We start from the raw sequence: 20218 nt of genomic DNA on the forward strand, positions 1-20218 counted from the left end.
CGCTACGCCGAACGCCTTTCCGGCGTCTGGGAGGATTGGGTCCGTGCAATCCAACACCGCCACGCTGGCCGTCACCACGCCGCGCGAGGACTTCCGGGAACTTGCCGCCGGGCACCGGGTGGTTCCGGTGACCCGCAAGGTGCTGGCCGACAGCGAGACACCGCTGTCGGCGTACCGGAAGCTGGCCGACAACCGGCCCGGCACGTTCCTGCTGGAATCCGCCGAGAACGGCCGGTCCTGGTCGCGGTGGTCGTTCATCGGCGCCGGCGCGCCGTCGGCGCTGACGGTCCGCGACGGCGAGGCGGTTTGGCTGGGCGCCACGCCGCAGGGCGCACCGTCCGGAGGTGACCCGCTCGTCGCGCTGCGCACCACCCTGGACCTGCTGGCCACCGCCGCGCTGCCCGGCCTGCCGCCGTTGTCCTCAGGGCTGGTCGGCTACTTCGCCTACGACATGGTGCGCCGGCTGGAACGGCTCCCGGAGATCGCCGTCGACGATCTGTTGCTGCCCGACATGCTGCTGCTGCTGGCCACCGATATCGCCGCCGTGGACCACCACGAGGGCACCATCACCCTGATCGCCAACGCGGTGAACTGGAACGGCACCGACGAACGGGTCGACGAGGCCTACGACGATGCGGTGGCCCGCCTCGACGTGATGACCGCCGCGCTCGGTGAGCCGCTGCATTCCACCGTGGCCACCTTCAGCCGACCGCAGCCGCAGTTCCGCGCGCAGCGCACCGTCGAGGAGTACAGCGCGATCGTGGACAAGCTGGTCGGCGATATCGAGGCCGGTGAGGCGTTCCAGGTGGTGCCCTCCCAGCGGTTCGAGATCGACACGAGCGCCGATCCACTCGACGTGTACCGGATGTTGCGGGCGACCAACCCGAGCCCGTACATGTACCTGCTCAATGTGCCGGATGCCGAAGGGGGGCTTGACTTCTCGATCGTCGGGTCCAGCCCGGAGGCGCTCGTGACCGTCAAGGACGGCAAGGCCACCACGCATCCGATCGCGGGGACCCGGTGGCGCGGGGACACCGAGGAGGAGGACGTGCTCCTGGAGAAGGAGCTGCTGGCCGACGAGAAGGAGCGTGCCGAGCACCTGATGCTGGTCGATCTGGGCCGCAACGACCTGGGCCGGGTGTGTCAGCCGGGCACGGTGCGGGTCGAGGACTACAGCCACATCGAGCGGTACAGCCACGTCATGCATCTGGTGTCGACGGTGACCGGGCATCTGACCGACGGGAAGACCGCGCTGGACGCCGTCACGGCGTGTTTCCCGGCGGGCACGCTGTCCGGGGCGCCCAAAGTGCGCGCCATGGAGCTCATCGAGGAGGTCGAGCTGACCCGCCGCGGTCTCTACGGCGGGGTGCTCGGCTACCTGGACTTCGCCGGCAACGCCGATTTCGCGATCGCGATCCGGACCGCTCTGATGCGCGCAGGCACCGCCTACGTCCAGGCGGGCGGGGGAGTCGTGGCCGACTCCAACGGGCCCTACGAGTACAACGAGTCCGCCAACAAGGCCAAGGCCGTGCTGAATGCGATCGCCGCGGCCGAGACGCTGGGTCAACCGTGATCCGGATCGCGCAGGCTCTCCTGGCTCTCAGCGCGTTGGCGCTGTGGGGGGCCTCGCGCCTGCCCTGGGTCGAGGTGAGCACATTCGACGGTCTCGGACAGCCCAAGACCTCGACGTTGTCGGGCGCGGCCTGGTCGACGGCACTGGTGCCGCTGGCGCTGGTGCTGCTGGCGGCGGCGGTGGCCGCTCTGGCGGTCCGCGGCCTGCTGCTGCGTGTGGTGGCGGTGCTGGTGGCGGTGTCGGGGGCGGGAATCGCCTATCTGGGCATCAGCCAGTGGGTGGTCCACGATGTCGCGGTGCGCGGCGCGGGCCTGGCCGAGGTCCCGGTCTCCGCGCTGGTGGGTTCCCAGCGCTTCTACTGGGGCGCCGGCGTGGCCCTGGTGGCGGCGGTGATTGCGCTGGTGGCGGCCGGATTGTTGATGCGTTCGGCGGCGACCGCACGGACATCGACGGCCCGCTATGTGGCGCCGGCGGCGCGCCGCGACGCGGTGCGCTCGGAAACGGCCGACGGGGCGGGTCCGGAGGGAATGTCGGAGCGGATGATGTGGGACGCGCTGGACGAGGGCAGCGATCCCACCCGCGAGCCGAACTCCCCGGATCCGGACAACCAGGGTCGGTGACAGAACGTGTGGCGCTGGCGACTAACCTTTCAGATATCAACTGGGTCGATACAGACCACTCCGGGGGGATCCCGGCCTACGGAAAAGGACGATGGCCAATGAGTTCGGCGACCGTGCTCGACTCCATCATCGAAGGAGTCCGCGCCGACGTTGCCACCCGTGAAGCCGCCGTGAGCTTCGCCGACATCAAGCAACGGGCCAAAGATGCGCGGCCGCCACTGGATGTGATGGCCGCGCTCCGTGTGCCCGGCATCGCTGTGATCGCCGAAGTGAAGCGTGCCAGCCCGTCACGTGGTGAGTTGGCGTCGATCGCGGATCCCGCGGAACTGGCGAAGGCCTACGAAGACGGCGGCGCCCGCGTCATCAGCGTGCTGACCGAGGAACGTCGCTTCAAGGGATCGCTGGACGATCTGGACAGCGTGCGTGCGGCGGTGTCGATCCCGGTGCTGCGCAAGGACTTCATCGTCGGCCCGTATCAGATCCACGAGGCCCGCGCGCATGGCGCGGACATGCTGCTGCTGATCGTCGCGGCGCTGGAACAGCGCGCCCTGGAGTCGATGCTGGATCGCACCGAATCGCTCGGGATGACCGCGCTGGTCGAGGTGCACACCGAGGAGGAGGCCGACCGCGCCCTGCAGGCCGGCGCGACCGTCATCGGTGTCAACGCGCGCAACCTCAAGACCCTCGAGGTCGACCGCGACTGCTTCGCCCGGATCGCGCCGGGGCTACCGTCGAAGGTCATCCGAGTCGCCGAGTCCGGTGTCCGGGGCACCGCCGACCTGCTGGCCTACGCAGGTGCGGGTGCCGATGCCGTGCTGGTCGGAGAGGGCCTGGTCACCAGCGGTGACCCGCGCAGTGCCGTGTCCGACCTGGTCACCGCAGGCGCTCACCCGTCATGCCCGAAACCCGCCCGCTGATCGGCGATGAGCCGCTTGCGCGAAGAGAACAGATAACGATGGGCGACATCGCCGGCCCCCAGCTGCCACACACCAGCGCAGCCCTCGCCGAACCCACCAGTCATGATCCGGATGCCAAGGGGCATTTCGGGCCCTACGGCGGCCGCCTGGTCCCCGAGGCCCTGATGGCCGTCATCGAAGAGGTGACCGCGGCCTACGAGAAGGCGCGCAGCGACCAGACCTTCCTCGATGAGCTCGACCGTCTGCAGCGGCACTACAGCGGGCGCCCGTCGCCGCTGTACGAAGCCGAACGGCTCACCGAGCACGTCGGCGGTGCGCGAATCTTCCTGAAGCGAGAAGACCTCAACCACACCGGTTCTCACAAGATCAACAACGTGCTGGGGCAGGCGCTGCTGGCCCGCCAGATGGGCAAGACCCGGGTCATCGCCGAGACCGGTGCCGGGCAGCACGGCGTGGCGACCGCCACCGCATGTGCGCTGCTCGGGCTGGAATGCATCATCTACATGGGTGCCGTCGACACCGCACGCCAGGCGCTCAACGTGGCCCGGATGCGGTTGCTCGGCGCGCGGGTGGTGTCGGTGGAATCAGGGTCCAAGACCCTCAAGGACGCCATCAACGAAACATTCCGCGACTGGGTTGCCCACGCGGACAACACTTTCTACTGCTTCGGTACGGCCGCCGGCCCGCACCCATTCCCGCTGATGGTCCGCGATTTTCAGCGGATCATCGGGATGGAGGCCCGGGTGCAGATCCGTGATCAGGCCGGTCGGCTGCCGGATGCAGTGACCGCATGTGTCGGTGGCRGGTCCAACGCCATCGGCATCTTCCACGCCTTCATCGATGACCCGGACGTCCGGCTCGTCGGGTTCGAGGCAGCCGGTGACGGCGTCGAGACCGGTAAGCACGCCGCCACCTTCACCGGCGGGTCACCGGGTGCGTTCCAGGGGTCGTTCTCCTACCTGTTGCAGGACGAGGACGGTCAGACCCTCGAATCCCATTCCATCTCAGCCGGTCTGGACTACCCCGGTGTCGGCCCCGAGCATGCGCTGCTCAAGGATTCCGGCCGTGCCGAGTACCGGCCCATCACCGATACCGAAGCCATGGATGCGTTCCTGCTGCTGTGCCGGACCGAAGGCATCATCCCGGCGATCGAGTCGGCGCACGCGGTGGCCGGCGGTATGAAGGTGGCTGCTGAACTCGGGCCCGGCGCGATCGTCGTCGTGAACCTGTCCGGGCGCGGCGACAAGGACGTGGAGACCGCAGGAAAGTGGTTCGGGTTGTTGGACGGTGATTCGTGAGTCGGCTCGCCGGAGTGTTCGACGGCTGCCGCGCTGAGGGCCGCTCGGCGCTCATCGGCTATCTGCCGACCGGCTATCCGGATGTCGAGACGTCGATCGCTGCGATGACGGCCATGGTCGAATCCGGCGCCGACATCATCGAGGTCGGGGTGGCGTACTCCGATCCCGGCATGGACGGACCGACCATCGCGCGGGCCACCGAGGCGGCGCTGGCCGGCGGGGTCCGGGTCTACGACGCGCTGCGGGCCGTGGAGGCCATCAGCAACGCCGGGGGTCACGCCGTGGTGATGACCTACTGGAATCCGGTGCTGCGCAAGGGTGTTGACACCTTCGCGCGGGATCTGGCGTCCGCGGGCGGACTCGGCCTCATCACTCCTGATCTCATCCCGGACGAAGCGGAGGACTGGATTCGGGCGTCGGAGCAACACGACCTCGACCGGATTTTTCTGATCGCGCCGTCGTCCACCCCGGAGCGGCTCGCCGCAACGGTCGAGGCTTCGCGCGGGTTCATCTACGCGGCGTCGACGATGGGTGTCACCGGTGCGCGCGATGCCGTGTCGAACGCCGCGCCGGAACTGGTGAGCCGGGTCAAGGCGATCTCGGATATCCCGGTCGGTGTCGGCCTGGGTGTGCGCTCGCGTGAGCAGGCCGCCGAGATCGGCGCCTACGCCGACGGCGTGATCGTCGGTTCGGCGCTGGTGTCGGCCCTCGACGAAGGTCTGCCCGCGGTGCGGGCCCTGACCGCCGAGCTCGCCGAGGGCGTGCGCCAGGCGGTGCGTGCATGACGGTGACGACGCTGGCCTACATCCCCAGCCCGGCGCAGGGTGTCTGGTTCATCGGTCCCGTCCCGCTGCGCGCATACGCGCTGTGCATCATCATCGGCATCGTCGCGGCGCTGGTCATCGGTGACCGCCGGTGGGAGGCCCGCGGCGGCGAACGTGGCGTCATCTACGACATCGCGTTGTGGGCGGTGCCTTTCGGCCTGGTCGGTGGGCGGATCTATCACGTGCTGACTGACTGGCCGACCTACTTCGGCGCCGGTGGCGCGGGACTGGGTGCGGCGTTCCGGATCTGGGACGGCGGCCTGGGTATCTGGGGCGCGGTGGCCCTCGGTGGCGTCGGCGCGTGGATCGGCTGCCGGCAGCGGGGAATTCCGTTGCCCGCGTTCGGCGATGCGATTGCACCGGGAATCATTCTGGCGCAGGCGATCGGCCGGTTGGGTAACTACTTCAACCAGGAGCTGTACGGGCGGGCAACGACCCTCCCGTGGGGTCTGGAGATCTACGAACGCCGTGACGCCGCTGGGTTCCGCGACTCTCTGAACGGTGTGTCGACAGGGGAGTTGGTCGGTGTCGTCCATCCGACGTTCCTGTACGAACTGCTGTGGAATCTGCTGATCTTTGCGTTGCTGATCTGGATCGACCGGCGCTACAAGCTCGGCCACGGCAAGGTGTTCGCGCTGTATGTCGCCGGGTACTGCCTGGGCCGGTTCTGGATCGAGTTGATGCGCAGTGATACCGCGACGCTGATCGCCGGGATCCGGGTCAACTCGTTCACCTCGACGTTCATCTTCATTGCGGCCGTGGTCTACGTCATGGTGGCGCCCAAGGGTCGCGAGGATCCGGAATCGCTGCGTGGCAAGGACAACGCCGACGAGGAGTCGGCGGTCGACGAGGTGGCCACCGAGGTGATCGCGGTGGGTGCCGGCGCGGGTGTGGTCGCTGCCGCCAAGGTCGCTGGTGCTGCCGAAGGCGAGGACTCGGACAAAGCCGATCCCGTCGAGGGAGCCAAGGTGGCTGACGCCGCCGACGAGGCTGACGAGGTGGAAGAGCCTGTCGAGACGGAAGTTCTAGTGATCGCCGAGCCCGAGCCCGAGGGTGACTCTGTGGCTGCTGCCGAGGCAGCAGTCGAAGAACCGGTCGAAGCGACCGTGACCGATGCCGATGCCGATGGCCATGCACCCGATGCACTGGAGACCTCGGCCGCGGAGGTGACATCGGAAGCCGCGGTGTCTGAGGTCTTGACCGCACAGCCGCGTGTGGCCRCCGACGAGCCGGCACAGGTTGGGGAATCCGCTGATGCTGACGAGGCTGAGGCCGAAGAGCCCGTTGTCGAGGCTGAGTCCGCTGACGTTGAGGAGTCACCCGAGGCTGAGGCAGCSGACGCATCGGTTGCTGCCGAGACCGAGGCTGAGGCCGAGTTGGCTGAGAGCGACTCCGACGAAGCGGCAGTGTCTGAGGCTCAGACCGAAGAGCCCGCCGCCGACGCCGAAGAGGAGCCTGCCGCAGATGAGCCGGCAGAGCCTGAGGTGGAGGAGTCACCCGAGGCCGAGGCAGCCGACGCATCGGTTGCCGCCGACGATCCCGCTCTAGCTGAGGGATCCGCCGTGGCTGAGGCCGAGGTGGCTGAGAGCGACTCCGATGAAGCGGCAGTTTCTGAGGCTGAGACCGAAGAGCCGCCCGCCGCGGAGGTGACATCGGAAGCCGCGGTTTCCGACGTCTTGACCGCACAGCCGCCTGTGGCCGCCGACGAGCCGGCGCAGGTTGGGGAATCCGCTGATGGTGACGATGCTGAGGCCGAAGAGCCCGTTGTCGAGGCTGAGTCCGCTGACGTTGAGGAGTCACCCGAGGCTGAGGCAGCGGACGCATCGGTTGCTGCCGAGACCGAGGCTGAGGCCGAGTTGGCTGAGAGCGACTCCGACGAAGCGGCAGTTTCTGAGGCTCAGACCGAAGAGCCCGCCGCCGACGCCGAAGAGGAGCCTGCCGCAGATGAGCCGGCAGAGCCTGAGGTGGAGGAGGCTGAGGGCGACGAGCTGACCGAGGCCGATGAACCATCGGCCGACGAGACCGAGACTGAGAGCGAGCCGGACTCCGCTGCTACGGATTCCGCGGCCGATGCACCTGCCGAAGCCACACCTGCCGAATCCAGCAGGGAGACAAAGAGCCTCGGCGAACGCTTCCGTAAGCCGCGGTGGTTCCGCCGCAACAGCTGACCGGCCTAGGGATCCTCATCAGGGGGTCTGAGCAGTTCCTCCGGATGATGGAAATGGTTCAGGGTGTCCTGACCGACATCGAGCAACGGTGGCGGGTGCCAGTGGACGCGGCCATCGTTGCCGATCGAATTGGTCCATCCGGTTTCGAAGGCCAGCTGGTTGTCCGACCCGCACCCGAGTCCGAGACCGGTGATATCGGTGCGGCCCCCACGGACCCAGTCCAGGTCGGCATGCATCCCCTCGCAATCGATACCCGCGACAGGGCAGTTCGGCATGGTGCACCCGCGGTCACGGGAGATCATCACCAAGCGCTGCGCTTTGGAGGCCAGGCGCTTGGTCCGTCCCAGGTATAACGGTTCAGCCGTGTGCTCCCGATACACGATCAGGTAATGGTGGGCATGGGCGGCCAGCCGGATCAGGTCGCGGATGGGCATCGTCGTCCCCGCAGAAGTCCTGGCAATTCCGGCCGCATCCTGCAATTCGCCCAAGGTGGTCGACACGACGACGGTCACCGGCAGACCGCCATGCTGGCCGAGCCGCTTGGACATCAAGGCATCACGCATCACCGCTTTGAGAGCGTCATGGTTGCGCTGGGCTTTGGTGCGGGTGTCGCGGGCTGATGCGGTCAGGTTGTCGGGAACGGCATCGAACGCCGAACGGCGCTCGGCCAGCTCGTCGGTCGACAACCCTGCGTCAGCCATCGCGTCATCCAGTGCGGTCCGGCGTTCGGCAAAGGGCTCCGGCGGATGGTCGATCAACTCGGCAAGCACGCTGGCGTCGTCGGGAAACCAATTCTCCTCGGGCGGCACCGGACTCGGCTGGGCTGGCCTGGGTTCGGCCGGCGCCTCCGGCGGCATCGGCTCCGCGTCCGGTGACACCCCGGCGTCATCCATCAGGGGATTCGGCACCGGATTGTTCACCGGCTCGGCGTCGGCGGGATTGTTCACTCCCGGTGCACCCCAGACCTGGGTGATGGTCTTCAGGTAGGCGCCCAACTCGGCGTCGACGTGGCCGCTGACCCGGATCATCCCATCGACATCCTGACGCCCAAAGGTGATTCCGCGCTTGCGCGTGGCCAGGTCCGGACCGTCCCCGTCCGGATTGAGGGTGTTGAGCGCGTACGTCGCGAGTTCACGGAGCGTATGCGGGGTGATCCCGGTCGCGGCGGTGGCCAGCACGCCTTCCAGTTCGGCGCACGCAGCCGGGTCGGCGTGTTTGGCGGCGGTGGTCAACGCCTTGCGGATCTCCCGCACGTGTTCGCGGTTGATGGCCCCGTCGGCCAGTGCGTCCGCACAGGCCGGCAATGCAGCCTCCAAGAGCTCGCCGTCCATCCCGTGGCGCGGCCCGAGGTCGCGCGCATCCGCGAGTCGCCGATCGGCCTCGTCCTTGGAGATCCGCATCCGGGTGCACAGGATCTCTGCCCAGGTTCGCGCACCAACGTCTTTCGGGGTCGCCTGGGCTTGTAGGGCCGCCAGGATCCGGTGATCCGCCACGGCAGTGGTCCGCGCCCGATGCTCGCGCCGGGACTGCAACTCGAACAACTCGGCCGGCGTCATCCGCGCGAAATTCAGTGTGGCCAACTGCTCGCAGGCCGAATCATAGGCATCGAAGGCCGCCAGCACGGCCTCCCGATCCAATACCTGATTCGCAAGCATGTTCGAATTCTATCGAGAAACTTCGGCGCGCAAAGAAGTTGTCCACAAGCAGATCGGCTATCCACAGATCCAGAAAAAGTATTGGCGCGCAACCACTTCGAGGAGTACGCGCAGCAGCTACGTGCTGATCTGGATCCGGCCGTCGACCTCGGAAACCGGATAGCTGCGCACCGGTGCGCCACCGGCGGCCTCGACACCGGTGCACATGTCGTAGGTCGCGCCATGGAGGGGGCACACCACCACGGATTCGTCAGCCAGCCCGTCCGCCAAGGGGCCCCCCTTGTGCGGGCACACCGCGTCCAGCGCGCGCAACGACCCGTCGCGCAACCGGAAAACCGCGATCTGGCTGTCCGCCACGGCGAACGTCCGGCCCTCACCCACCGGAACCTGGGAGACCGGCCCGAGATCACTCATCGCACCGGCACCTGCGGCAGCGGCAACAACGGCAGCGACGTCCGGAACTGCCCCTCGGTCGCGGGTTCCCGTCCGTCCAACCACGGATCCCGGTATGCGTCAATCGATTTCTGCATCCGCGCATCCAGTCCCTCGGCGAGCCCCTCGGTGTCCTCGACCACCACTGCCCGAATGTGATCGATGCCCACCCTCGGCACCCACGCGTAGGTCCGCTCCAGCCAGTTCGCATCCTCGCGGTAGTACTGCAGGAAGCGGCCGGTCAGTGTCATCACCTCGTCGGCCGAGTCGACGGTGGCCATCAGATCGCCCTTGCGGATATGGGCGCCCGCGGCACCGCCGACGTAGATCTCCCAGCGTCCCCCGTCGACAGCCACCACACCGAGGTCCTTGCACAGCGACTCGGCGCAGTTGCGCGGACACCCGGTCACGGCGAGTTTCATCTTGGCCGGGCTGGCCAGACCCTGGAACCGCTCCTCAAGGGCAATGCCGAGCGCGGTCGAATCGCCCACACCGAACCGGCAGAAGTCGCTGCCCACACAGGTTTTCACGGTCCGGAAGCTCTTGCCGTAGGCGTAGCCGGATGGCATCTCCAGATCAGCCCATACCCCGGGCAGATCCTCTTTGCGGATGCCCAGCAGATCGATGCGTTGTCCGCCCGTGCATTTGATCATCGGGATGGCGTACTTGTCGGCCACATCGGCGATGCGCCGCAACTGCCACGCGCTCGTCACGCCGCCCTTCATCTGCGGGACCACCGAGAAGGTGCCGTCCCGCTGGATGTTGGCGTGCACCCGGTCGTTGATGAACCGCGAATCCCGCTCGTCGACGAACTCGTCGGCCCACATCAACTCCAGCAGCGACGCCAGCGCCATCTTCGATCCGGCGTCGTGTTTGCCGTCGGGTGCCAGCGCGTTGAATACCGAAGAGACCGAGTGTAGTTGCAATTCGCGGATCAACCGCATCAGCTCCGGCTTGGCGTACGGCACACCCGGCACATACCAGGACGCCGACGGATCCTCGGTGACCGCACCGTCCGCGGCCCATTCGACGACCTGCCCGACCAGTTCCTTGCACGACCCACAGCCCTTGCCGGCCTTGGTCTGCGCCATGACGCCGGTCACCGAGGTGGTGCCGGCCCTGACGCACGCCACCAGCGCACCCTTGGATACGCCGTTGCAGTTGCACACCTGCGCGTCCTCGGCCAGTTCGGCCACGCCGACGGCGATATCCGGTGTGCCGATGTCGAACATCAGCGCCACCCGCTCGTCGGGCAACGGCAGCCCGTTGTCGAAGGCCTGGGTCAGGAACGACACCTTGCTGACGTCGCCGATCAGCGTGGCGCCCACCAGCTTCCCGTCCCGGATGACGATGGTCTTGTACACACCGTGCTTGGGTTCGGAGTACTGGACGAACTCGTCGTCGGGATGTTCGGGGCCCTTGACCCCCATCGACGCGACGTCCACGCCGGCCACCTTGAGCTTGGTGGCCACCCGCGAACCGTGGTAGGCGGCTTTGCTGTCGGTGCCGGTCAGATGGTCGGCCAAGACCTTCGCCTGCTCCCACAACGGTGCGACCAGACCGTAGACCTGCCCGCGGTGCTGTGCGCATTCGCCGACCACGTAGATATCGTCATCGTCGACCGAACGCATGTGGTCGTCGGTGACGATGGCCCGCTCGACGGTGAGCCCGGCGCGTTGCGCCAGTCCGACATTGGGCCGGATGCCCGCCGCGATCACCAGCATGTCGCAGTCCAGCCGCTCACCGTCGGCGAACACGATGCCGGTCAGCTTGCCATCCTCGACCAGCACCTCTGTCGTCCGCTTCGATGTGTGCACACCGATGCCCAGGCCCTCGACCGACTTGCGCAGGATGTTGCCGGCGGGGTCGTCGAGCTGTGCGTTCATCAGCGTGGACGCCGCATGCACCACATCCACTGCCAATCCGCGGCTCTGTAGCCCGCGGGCGGCCTCGAGCCCGAGCAGTCCGCCGCCGATGACGACGGCCTTGGTGCGGTGGGCGGCCTCGGCGATCATCGCCGAGGTGTCATCGAGGGTGCGGAAACCGAAGACGCCGTCGGCCATGTTCTTGTCGTCGGCCCACAGGCCGGTCATCGGCGGAAAGAAGGACCGGCTGCCGGTGGCCAGGATCAGCTTGTCGTATCGCACCCGGGAGCCGTCGTCGGCGAGCACCATGTGACCGAAGGAATCGATGCGCACCACCCGCACCCCGGCTCGCAGGTCGATGTGGTTGTCGGTGTACCAGTCCAGCGCGTTGAGGTAGATCTCGGACGGATCATCCTTACCGGCAAGAACATTCGACAGCAGAATCCTGTTGTAGTTGCCGTAGGGTTCGTCGCCGAACACCGTGATGTCGAACTTCTCGCCGCCGCCCCGAGCCAGCACATCCTCGATGGCGCGGATGCCGGCCATACCGTTGCCGACCACCACCAGGCGCGCCTTCGCGGTGGACGCCGGACGGCCGGTGCGAATGACTGCTTCGGTGACGGTCATCTACACCTCGACCAGGCCGAGATCGAGAATGACTGTGCCCGAGCATCCCTCGGGCGCGGAGATGTGCAACTCGAGCACCGTGTCGGCCAGCAGATCCTCGACGACGCGCAGTGCGACGTGGGTGGCGCCCCTGGCGGCAATGGGGAAGTAGCGCATCGGGACACCGTCGCGGACCAGCACCACCGAGACCATCTGTTTGGTCGAGTTCCCGCCGCGGAAGTAGACCGGTTGGGTGACGATGCCCGCGGGCACGACGTATCTCAACGTGTCGTGGATCGGCACCGGCTTGTCCAAACCGGCCCCTTCGAAGGGAAAGGCGCCCTGCAGGAACTGTGGTGTGCTGCCATCGCTCATGCTTCAGCGAAGCTAAGGGGCGTTTGTTTCGGATTCGTTTCAGAAGTGCGTCGCCCATGAATACCGTGGCGCACCGAGTGGGATACGCCCGATGTGAGTAGGTGTTGACAAACCCGACACGGTGGGGCAACCGAGGCGGAATGGCCGAAACATAGTTTCTGCTCAACCGATTCCGCTTCTGGGAGGAACTAGTGCCTACAACAAGCCGCAACCGTGACATCGCTCACTGGGATGYCGAGGACGTCGACGCCTGGGACGCGGGGGGCAAAGACATCGCCAAGCGGAATCTCATCTGGTCGATCTTCGCCGAACACGTCGGTTTCTCGGTGTGGTCGATCTGGTCGGTGATGGTGCTGTTCATGCCGCAGGACGTGTACGGCATCGACCCCGCCGGGAAGTTCTACCTCGTCGCGATCCCGACGCTCGTCGGTGCGTTCATGCGCATCCCGTACACCATTGCGCCCGCCCGGTTCGGTGGCCGCAACTGGACCATCGTCAGCGCGCTGCTGCTGCTGATCCCGCTGGTGCTGACCCTGTGGGTGATGGCTCAACCCGGCGCGTCGTACACCACGTTCATGATCATCGCGGCCTTCGCCGGCTTCGGCGGCGGCAACTTCGCCTCGTCGATGACCAACATCAACGCATTCTATCCGCAGCGACTCAAGGGCTGGGCGCTCGGCTTGAACGCCGGCGGCGGCAACATCGGGGTGCCGGTCATCCAGCTCATCGGACTGCTGGTGATCGCCACCATCGGCAACACCGCGCCCTACCTGGTCTGCGCCATCTACCTGGTGCTTGTCGGTCTTGCCGCCCTCGGTGCGGCCGTCTTCATGGACAACCTGGGTAATCAGCGCTCCAACCTGGGAGCCATGGTCGAGGCGATGCGCTACAAGCACTCCTGGGTGATGAGCTTCCTCTACATCGGCACCTTCGGTTCGTTCATCGGGTTCTCGTTCGCCTTCGGTCAGGTGCTGCAGATCAACTTCCTGGCCGGTGGTGACACCCCGGCGCAGGCTTCGCTGCATGCCGCCCAGATCGCCTTCCTGGGACCGCTACTCGGCTCCATCTCACGGCCGTTCGGCGGCAAGCTGGCCGACAAGATCGGTGGCGGCAAGATCACCCTCTACGTGTTCGTCGCAATGATCTTCGCCGCAGGCATCCTGGTGGCCGCCGGCGTGCTCGACGACTCGGCCGCCGGCGCACCCACCGGCACCCAGATGGGCGCCTACGTCGCCGGATTCATCCTGCTCTTCATCCTGTCCGGGTTGGGCAACGGATCCACCTACAAGATGATCCCGTCGATCTTCGAGGCCAAGGCCCAGAACCACGACGAGTGGAGCAAGGACGAGAAGGCAGCCTGGTCGCGCAGCATGTCCGGGGCCCTGATCGGCTTCGCCGGCGCGGTGGGAGCCCTGGGCGGGGTGTTCATCAACATCGTGCTGCGGATGTCCTACGTCAGCGACGCGAAGTCGGCCACCAACGCGTTCTGGGTGTTCCTCGGCTTCTATGTGGTGTGCGCCATCGTCACCTGGTTCGTCTTCCTGCGGATGGGAGCCGCCCGCCAGGCGGCCCGGGACGATCTGCTGCCCGAGCAGGCAGTCACCGCTTGACACCTGGGAGTTCCATCGCCAACACACCGCCTCGCAGCGGGCTCACCGAGGGGGTGAGCCCGCTGTGAGGTCGAGTTTTCTTCGCGATAACGTCGGCTCAAAGGAACCGGAACAGTGCCCGCCCACGATGGTCGTATGACAGCGGCCGCGGGGGAGACGACACGTACCGCGTGCTCGTACTGCGGTGTGGGCTGCGGCATCGAGATCACCACCGCACCGGATGCGGTCACCGGGCTCCCGGTCATCGCGAAGGTCAGCGGGGACAAGCTGCACCCCACCAACTTCGGCAGGTTGTGCACCAAAGGCGCCACCCACGCCGAGATGATGGCCGCCACCGACGGCCGGTTGACGACGGCCCTGGTGCGTGGGGCACGCGGCGCCGAACCCGAACCGGTGCCGGTGGATACGGCCGTCGCCGAGGCGGGCCGACGACTGCGGGCGATCATCGACGAGCACGGACCAGACGCCGTCGCGCTGTACGTGTCCGGTCAGATGTCCATCGAGGCGCAGTATCTGGCGACCAAACTGGCCAAGGGCTATCTGCGCACGGTGCACATCGAATCGAACTCCCGGTTGTGCATGGCCAGCGCGGGGACCGGCTACAAACAGTCGCTGGGTTCGGACGGCCCGCCCGGGTCCTACACCGATTTCGACTCGGCCGATTTGTTCTTCGTCATCGGCGCGAACATGGCCGACTGCCATCCGATCCTGTTCCTGCGGATGGCCGACCGGCTCAAGTCCGGTGCCAAACTCATCGTGGTCGACCCGCGGCGTACCGCCACCGCGGACAAGGCCGACCTGTACCTGGCGATCAAACCCGGCACCGATCTGGCACTGCTCAACGGACTGCTGCACCTGCTCGTCCAGAACGGCGACATCGACCAGGATTTCATCGCCGAGCACACCGAGGGCTGGGACGCCATGCCGGCCTTCCTGGCCGACTACCCGCCCGACCGGGTCGCCGAGATCACCGGAATCCCCGAGGCCGACATCCGCACCGCCGCCGCGATGATCGCGGAATCGGGGGAGTGGATGACGTGCTGGACGATGGGCCTCAACCAGAGCACACACGGCACCTGGAACACCAACGCCATCTGCAATCTGCACCTGGCGACGGGCGCCATCTGCCGGCCCGGCAGCGGTCCGATGTCACTGACCGGACAACCCAACGCCATGGGTGGTCGCGAGATGGGCTACATGGGGCCGGGATTGCCCGGCCAGCGTGCCGTGCTGTCGGCCGAGGACCGGGAGTTCTGCGAGCAGCAGTGGGGGCTGGACCCCGGAACCATCCGCTCCGACGTCGGCCCCGGCACCATCGCGATGTTCGAGCAGGCGGCCGCAGGCGATATCAAGGCCTGCTGGATCATCTGCACCAATCCCGTTGCCACCGTGCCGAACCGATCGACCGTCATCACCGGACTCGAGACGGCCGAACTGGTGATCACCCAGGACGCCTACGTCGACACGGCCACCAACCGCTACGCCGACATCATGCTGCCCGCCGCGCTGTGGGCCGAGACCGATGCCGTCATGATCAACTCCGAGCGCAACCTCACGCTGCTGCAACAGTCGGTCCCGCCCGTCGGGGACGCCCGGGCGGACTGGGAACTGATCTGCGGTGTCGCCGAATATTTGGGTTTCGGTGCGGATTTCGCCTACAAGTCGGGCTCGGAGATCTTCGACGAGATCCGCCGGTTCGCCAACCCCCGCACCGGATACGACCTGCGCGGGGCCAGTTACGAGCGGCTGCGGGAGACCCCGTTGCAGTGGCCCTGCCCGCCCGGAGACGAGCACGACCGCCACCCGATCCGCTACCTCAACGACGGGGTGTCCCAGACCCTGCACATCGATGAGGACGGGCACCGGCCGCGCCTGGCGTTCGCGACACCGTCACGCCGGGCGAAGTTCCTGGCCCGCCCGCACATGGATGCCCGCGAGCTGCCCGACGACGACTACCCGATGGTGCTGAATACCGGCCGGTTGCAGCACCAGTGGCACACCATGACCAAGACCGGCCGGGTGGACAAACTCAACAAGCTCAACAGCGCACCCTTCGTGGAGGTGCACCCGGACGACGCTGCCGCACAGGGCATCACCAAGCAGCATCAGGTGGAGCTCACCTCGCGGCGCGGTCGAGCCGTGCTGCCCGTGCAGATCACCGACCGGGTGCAGCCCGGCAATGTGTGGGTGCCGTTCCACTGGAACGACGAACACGGCGAGTACCTGACGGTCAACGCCCTGACCAACGACGCCGTCGACCCAGATTCGCTGCAACCCGAACTCAAGGTGTGCGCGGTGCGGCTACGTCCGATTCCGCTGCAGCGACCCGACCCGTTCGGACTCGCGTCGGTCGCACCGGAGTTCAGCGAGGACGAGAAGTACTACCTGTCCGGGTTCTTCGCCGGTATGGAGGCCAACCCCGTTGGTGTACCGGTACTCCCGTCATCGGCACCGGTGCGCGCACAGGTCCGGTTGTGGGTGGACGGCCTGCTGGCCGGGACCTACTCCCGCGCGGAACCCGAACAGCCCACCGGGACCGGACCGATGGTGTTGTGGGCCTCCCAGACCGGGAACGCCGAGGAGTTCGCCGCCCAAGTGGCCGCCCGGTTGTCCGGTGCCCGGCTGATCACCATGAACGACGCCGCCCTGGAGGACCTTGCCGCGGCGGGCGAAGTGGTGATCGTCACCAGCACCTTCGGTGATGGCGGCCCGCCCGACAACGGCGCCGAGTTCTGGGACCGGTTGACGTCGGCGGACGCGCCCACCCTCGACGGTCTGCGGTACGCGGTCCTGGGCATCGGTGACCAGTCCTATGACAACTTCTGCGGACATGCCAAGGCGCTGGATGCCCGGCTGGCGGAGCTCGGAGCCGTCCGCTCTGTCGATCGCGCCGACTGCGAGATCTACGACGAGGCGCCGATGGCGGCCTGGGCCGACGAGGTGGTCGCCGGACTGGACGTCGCGCCGGTGGCGATCGCCCCGGCGACACCCAAAGCCCCGGTACCACTGACCCGTAACGCCCCGGTGCAGGCACCGCTGTGCCGCAACACCCGTCTCACGCCGCAGTCGGCGGCCAAAGAGGTACGTCAGTTCGGATTCGACATCTCCGAGCATGTCGCCGAACACGGTGCCGGCTACGACGTCGGCGACTCGCTCGGGGTGTTCGTCACCAACTCCGATGAGTCGGTGTCCGCGTGGCTCGCCGCGACGGGACTGTCCGGCAGCGAGATCATCGAGGTCGACGGCGCCGACACCGATCTGCGCGGCGCGCTCACCACTTCCTATGACATCTGCCGGGTCACCCCTAATCTGCTGAGCTTCGTCGCCGAACGCAGCCGCGACGCCAAGAAGCTGCGCAAATCCGGTGACAAGACGGCGTGGCTGGCCGGCCGCAACGGCCTCGACATCGTGCAGGAGTTCGCGCTGCGCGCCGAGCCGCAGGAATGGCAGGACGCGCTGGTGCGGCTGACCCCACGGCAGTACTCGATCTCGTCCAGCCCGCTGGTCAGCCCCCACGAGGTGCAGTTGACGGTGTCGGTGGTGCGCTACCGCAGCGCACGCGGAGAGAACCGCGGCGGTGTGGCCTCGACGTATCTGGCCGACCGGGCGTCCTCGGTGCCCGTCTTCGTGCAACGCTCGCCGAACTTCCGGCCGCCCGCCGAGTCGGCCACCCCGATGATCATGGTCGGCCCTGGCACCGGGATCGCCCCGTTCCGCGGCTTCCTGCAGGAACGCCGTGCGCTGGGTCACGCCGGGCGCAACTGGCTGTTCTTCGGAGATCAGCACCGCGCCGAGAACTTCTATTACCGCGACGAACTGGAACACATGGTCGCCGACGGCCTGCTCAACCATCTCGACCTGGCGTTCTCCCGTGATCAGGCCAGCCGGATCTACGTGCAGCACAAGATGCTCGACGCCGGCGCCGAGCTGTGGCGCTGGATGGAGGACGGTGCGCACTTCTACGTGTGCGGTGATGCCACCAGGATGGCCCGCGATGTCGATGACGCCTTGATGAAGATCATCCGCACGTACGGCTCGATGTCGACCGAGGCCGCCCACGACTACAAGAAGGAACTGGTCGCCACCAAACGGTACGTACGCGACGTCTACTGATCGCTGCGAATAAAAATCGCCGCTTTGGCGTTGTTCCGCCGTAGGCGAAAGCAGATTTGGGTCAGGGAGACGATAGAAATGGCTTGGCACAGTGGTGACGTGGTGAYCGCCCGCCGCGAGATCGACGAAATGGACGTTCAGACGGTTCCCGAGGGTGCTGCCGGCACGGTCGAGGAGACGACCTTGTTCGGGCAGCCCAAAGTGGTCTGCTTCGACGTCCCCACCGTGTGGGGACCCAAACGTGCGTGCGTGCACGTGCACCGTGGAGATGTCGCGCTGGCCGGTTAAACGGCGTCGACATCCCGCACGGCGCCCTTGTCCGCGGACAGCGCCAGCGCCGCATACGCGCGCAGCGCCGCGGACACCGTGCGCTCGCGGTTCTTGGGCTTGTAGCCACCGGCGGCCTCCAGCGCGATGCGCCGGCGATCCAGTTCCTTATCGGGGACATCGACCTGGATGCTGCGGTGCGGGATGTCGATGGTGATCAGGTCACCGTTCTCCACCAGCGCGATGGTGCCGCCGGCGGCCGCCTCGGGGGAAACGTGGCCGATGGACAGGCCCGACGTGCCGCCGGAGAACCGGCCGTCGGTGATCAACGCACACTGGGCGCCGAGGCCACGGCCCTTCAAATAGGCTGTCGGATAGAGCATCTCCTGCATACCCGGGCCGCCCTTGGGCCCCTCGTAACGGATCACCACGACATCTCCGGGCTGCACCCGCTTGTTCAGGATGGCGTCCACCGCATCCTCCTGGGATTCCAGCACCACGGCCGGTCCGGAGAACTTCCAGATGCTCTCGTCGACGCCCGCGGTCTTGACGATGCAGCCGTCCACCGACAGGTTGCCGCGCAGCACCGCCAGCCCGCCGTCGGCGGAGTAGGCGTTCTGCAGGTCGCGGATGCACCCGTTTTCGGCGTCGGTGTCCAGGCTCTCCCACCGCTCGGACTGGGAGAACGCGGTCGCTGAGCGCACACACCCCGGCGCGGCGTGGAACAGTTCGACGGCCTCCGCCGAGGGGGAACCACCCCGGATATCCCACGCGCGCAACCACTCCGCCATCGATCCTGCGTGCACGGTGTGCACGGTCTCGTGCAGATGCCCGCCCCGCCACAGTTCGCCGAGGATCGCGGGGATACCGCCGGCGCGGTGCACGTCCTCCATCAGATAGTGGCCGTTGGGGGCGACCTTGCACAGGCAGGGGATCATCTGGCTGCGTTTCTCGATGTCCTCGAGGGTGTAGTCCAGTTCGGCCTCACGGGCGGCGGCCAGCAGGTGCAGCACCGTGTTGGTGCTGCCACCCATGGCGATGTCGAGCGCCATCGCGTTGTCGAAGGCGTCGCGGGTGGCGATGGCGCGCGGCAGCACGCTCGCGTCGTCGCGGTCGTAGTAGGCCCGGACGATGTCCATCACGGTGCTGCCGGCCTTCTCGTAGAGGGCGCGGCGCGCGGTGTGGGTGGCCAGCACCGAACCGTTGCCGGGCAGGGCCAGGCCGAGTGCCTCGGTGAGGCAATTCATCGAGTTCGCGGTGAACATGCCCGAGCACGAACCGCAGGTCGGGCAGGCGGCTTCCTCGATGCGGGCGATGTCGTCATCGGAGACATCGGTGTTGACGGCGTCGGCGATGGCGGACACCAGGTTCAGCCGGGTCTTCACGGTGCCGTCCACCAGGACGGCGGTGCCGCCCTCCATCGGGCCACCGGAGACGAAGACGGTGGGGATGTTCAGTCGCAGGGCCGCCATCAGCATGCCGGGAGTGATCTTGTCGCAGTTGGAGATACACACCAGGGCGTCGGCGCAGTGCGCGTTGACCATGTACTCCACCGAGTCGGCGATCAGTTCGCGCGAGGGCAGCGAATACAGCATGCCGCCATGACCCATGGCGATCCCGTCGTCCACGGCGATGGTGTTGAACTCGCGCGGCACCCCACCGGCGGCCGAGATGGCCTCGGACACGATCCGGCCCACGGGCTGCAGGTGGGTGTGCCCGGGCACGAACTCGGTGAAGCTGTTGGCCACCGCGACGATCGGCTTGCCGATATCGGAACCGGCCACACCGGCGGCGCGCAGCAGCGAGCGCGCTCCGGCCATGTTGCGACCGTGGGTGACCGTACGTGACCTCAATTCGGGCATGGCACCTACAGTCGCAGCGAGCGGGGCCACAGA

The 20218-nt window shown here is 67.1% G+C and carries 14 protein-coding genes; 9 read left to right on the top strand and 5 right to left on the bottom strand.

Features of this window, described 5'->3' with window-relative positions; translation table 11 throughout:
- Positions 1-43 precede the first annotated feature (43 nt).
- From AC1DTF_RS00355 to lgt, 6 genes are all read left to right on the top strand, one after another.
- A complete protein-coding gene (locus AC1DTF_RS00355) occupies positions 44-1573 on the top strand; it encodes an anthranilate synthase component I (protein ID WP_477472604.1) in 1530 nt (509 codons plus the stop codon).
- Positions 1570-2193, top strand: a complete 624-nt coding sequence (locus AC1DTF_RS00360; protein ID WP_057165205.1) for a TIGR02234 family membrane protein — start codon at positions 1570-1572, stop codon at positions 2191-2193. The genes AC1DTF_RS00355 and AC1DTF_RS00360 overlap by 4 nt, the downstream gene beginning before the upstream one ends.
- Positions 2194-2291: 98 nt before the next feature.
- Positions 2292-3110 carry an indole-3-glycerol phosphate synthase TrpC gene (trpC, locus tag AC1DTF_RS00365; protein WP_057165206.1) on the top strand — a complete coding sequence of 273 codons (819 nt, stop codon included), beginning with the start codon at positions 2292-2294 and terminating at the stop codon, positions 3108-3110.
- A gap of 38 nt (positions 3111-3148) precedes the next feature.
- Positions 3149-4408, top strand: a complete 1260-nt coding sequence (gene trpB / locus AC1DTF_RS00370; protein WP_477472605.1) for a tryptophan synthase subunit beta — start codon at positions 3149-3151, stop codon at positions 4406-4408.
- Positions 4405-5193: a tryptophan synthase subunit alpha gene (trpA, locus tag AC1DTF_RS00375; RefSeq protein WP_477472606.1), complete on the top strand. Its 789-nt coding sequence runs from the start codon at positions 4405-4407 to the stop codon at positions 5191-5193. Before trpB ends, trpA begins: the two co-directional genes overlap by 4 nt.
- Positions 5190-7400, top strand: coding sequence for a prolipoprotein diacylglyceryl transferase (gene lgt, locus AC1DTF_RS00380; RefSeq protein ID WP_477472607.1), 2211 nt, complete (start codon positions 5190-5192; stop codon positions 7398-7400). Before trpA ends, lgt begins: the two co-directional genes overlap by 4 nt.
- 5 nt (positions 7401-7405) lie before the next feature.
- Here lgt and AC1DTF_RS00385 read toward each other — a convergent pair whose 3' ends face one another.
- The 4 genes from AC1DTF_RS00385 to AC1DTF_RS00400 all read right to left on the bottom strand — a co-directional run bounded on the left by AC1DTF_RS00385 (position 7406) and on the right by AC1DTF_RS00400 (position 12333).
- A complete protein-coding gene (locus AC1DTF_RS00385) occupies positions 7406-9055 on the bottom strand; it encodes a DUF222 domain-containing protein (RefSeq protein ID WP_477472608.1) in 1650 nt (549 codons plus the stop codon).
- A 117-nt stretch (positions 9056-9172) separates the two neighbouring features.
- A complete protein-coding gene (locus AC1DTF_RS00390; RefSeq protein ID WP_057165211.1) occupies positions 9173-9469 on the bottom strand; it encodes a Rieske (2Fe-2S) protein in 297 nt (98 codons plus the stop codon).
- The gene (gene nirB, locus AC1DTF_RS00395; protein WP_477472609.1) at positions 9466-11979 is read right to left on the bottom strand and encodes a nitrite reductase large subunit NirB; all 2514 of its coding nucleotides are present in this window, start codon (positions 11977-11979) and stop codon (positions 9466-9468) included. The genes AC1DTF_RS00390 and nirB overlap by 4 nt, the downstream gene beginning before the upstream one ends.
- Positions 11980-12333, bottom strand: a complete 354-nt coding sequence (locus tag AC1DTF_RS00400; protein ID WP_477472610.1) for a molybdopterin oxidoreductase — start codon at positions 12331-12333, stop codon at positions 11980-11982.
- Between the two features lie 191 nt (positions 12334-12524).
- Here AC1DTF_RS00400 and AC1DTF_RS00405 point away from each other — a divergent pair, with 191 nt between their 5' ends.
- The 3 genes from AC1DTF_RS00405 (at position 12525) to AC1DTF_RS00415 (ending at position 18344) form a co-directional block, all read left to right on the top strand.
- Positions 12525-13943: a nitrate/nitrite transporter gene (locus tag AC1DTF_RS00405; protein WP_477472611.1), complete on the top strand. Its 1419-nt coding sequence runs from the start codon at positions 12525-12527 to the stop codon at positions 13941-13943.
- 135 nt (positions 13944-14078) lie between these two features.
- Positions 14079-18056 carry a molybdopterin-dependent oxidoreductase gene (locus AC1DTF_RS00410; protein WP_477472612.1) on the top strand — a complete coding sequence of 1326 codons (3978 nt, stop codon included), beginning with the start codon at positions 14079-14081 and terminating at the stop codon, positions 18054-18056.
- A gap of 78 nt (positions 18057-18134) precedes the next feature.
- Positions 18135-18344, top strand: a complete 210-nt coding sequence (locus AC1DTF_RS00415; protein ID WP_477472613.1) for a hypothetical protein — start codon at positions 18135-18137, stop codon at positions 18342-18344.
- Here AC1DTF_RS00415 and ilvD read toward each other — a convergent pair.
- A complete protein-coding gene (gene ilvD, locus AC1DTF_RS00420) occupies positions 18341-20185 on the bottom strand; it encodes a dihydroxy-acid dehydratase (RefSeq protein ID WP_477472614.1) in 1845 nt (614 codons plus the stop codon). The two genes, AC1DTF_RS00415 and ilvD, sit on opposite strands and share 4 nt — an antisense overlap.
- Positions 20186-20218: the final 33 nt, after the last annotated feature.

The organism is Mycobacterium sp. P4_H6 (genome assembly GCF_056400845.1).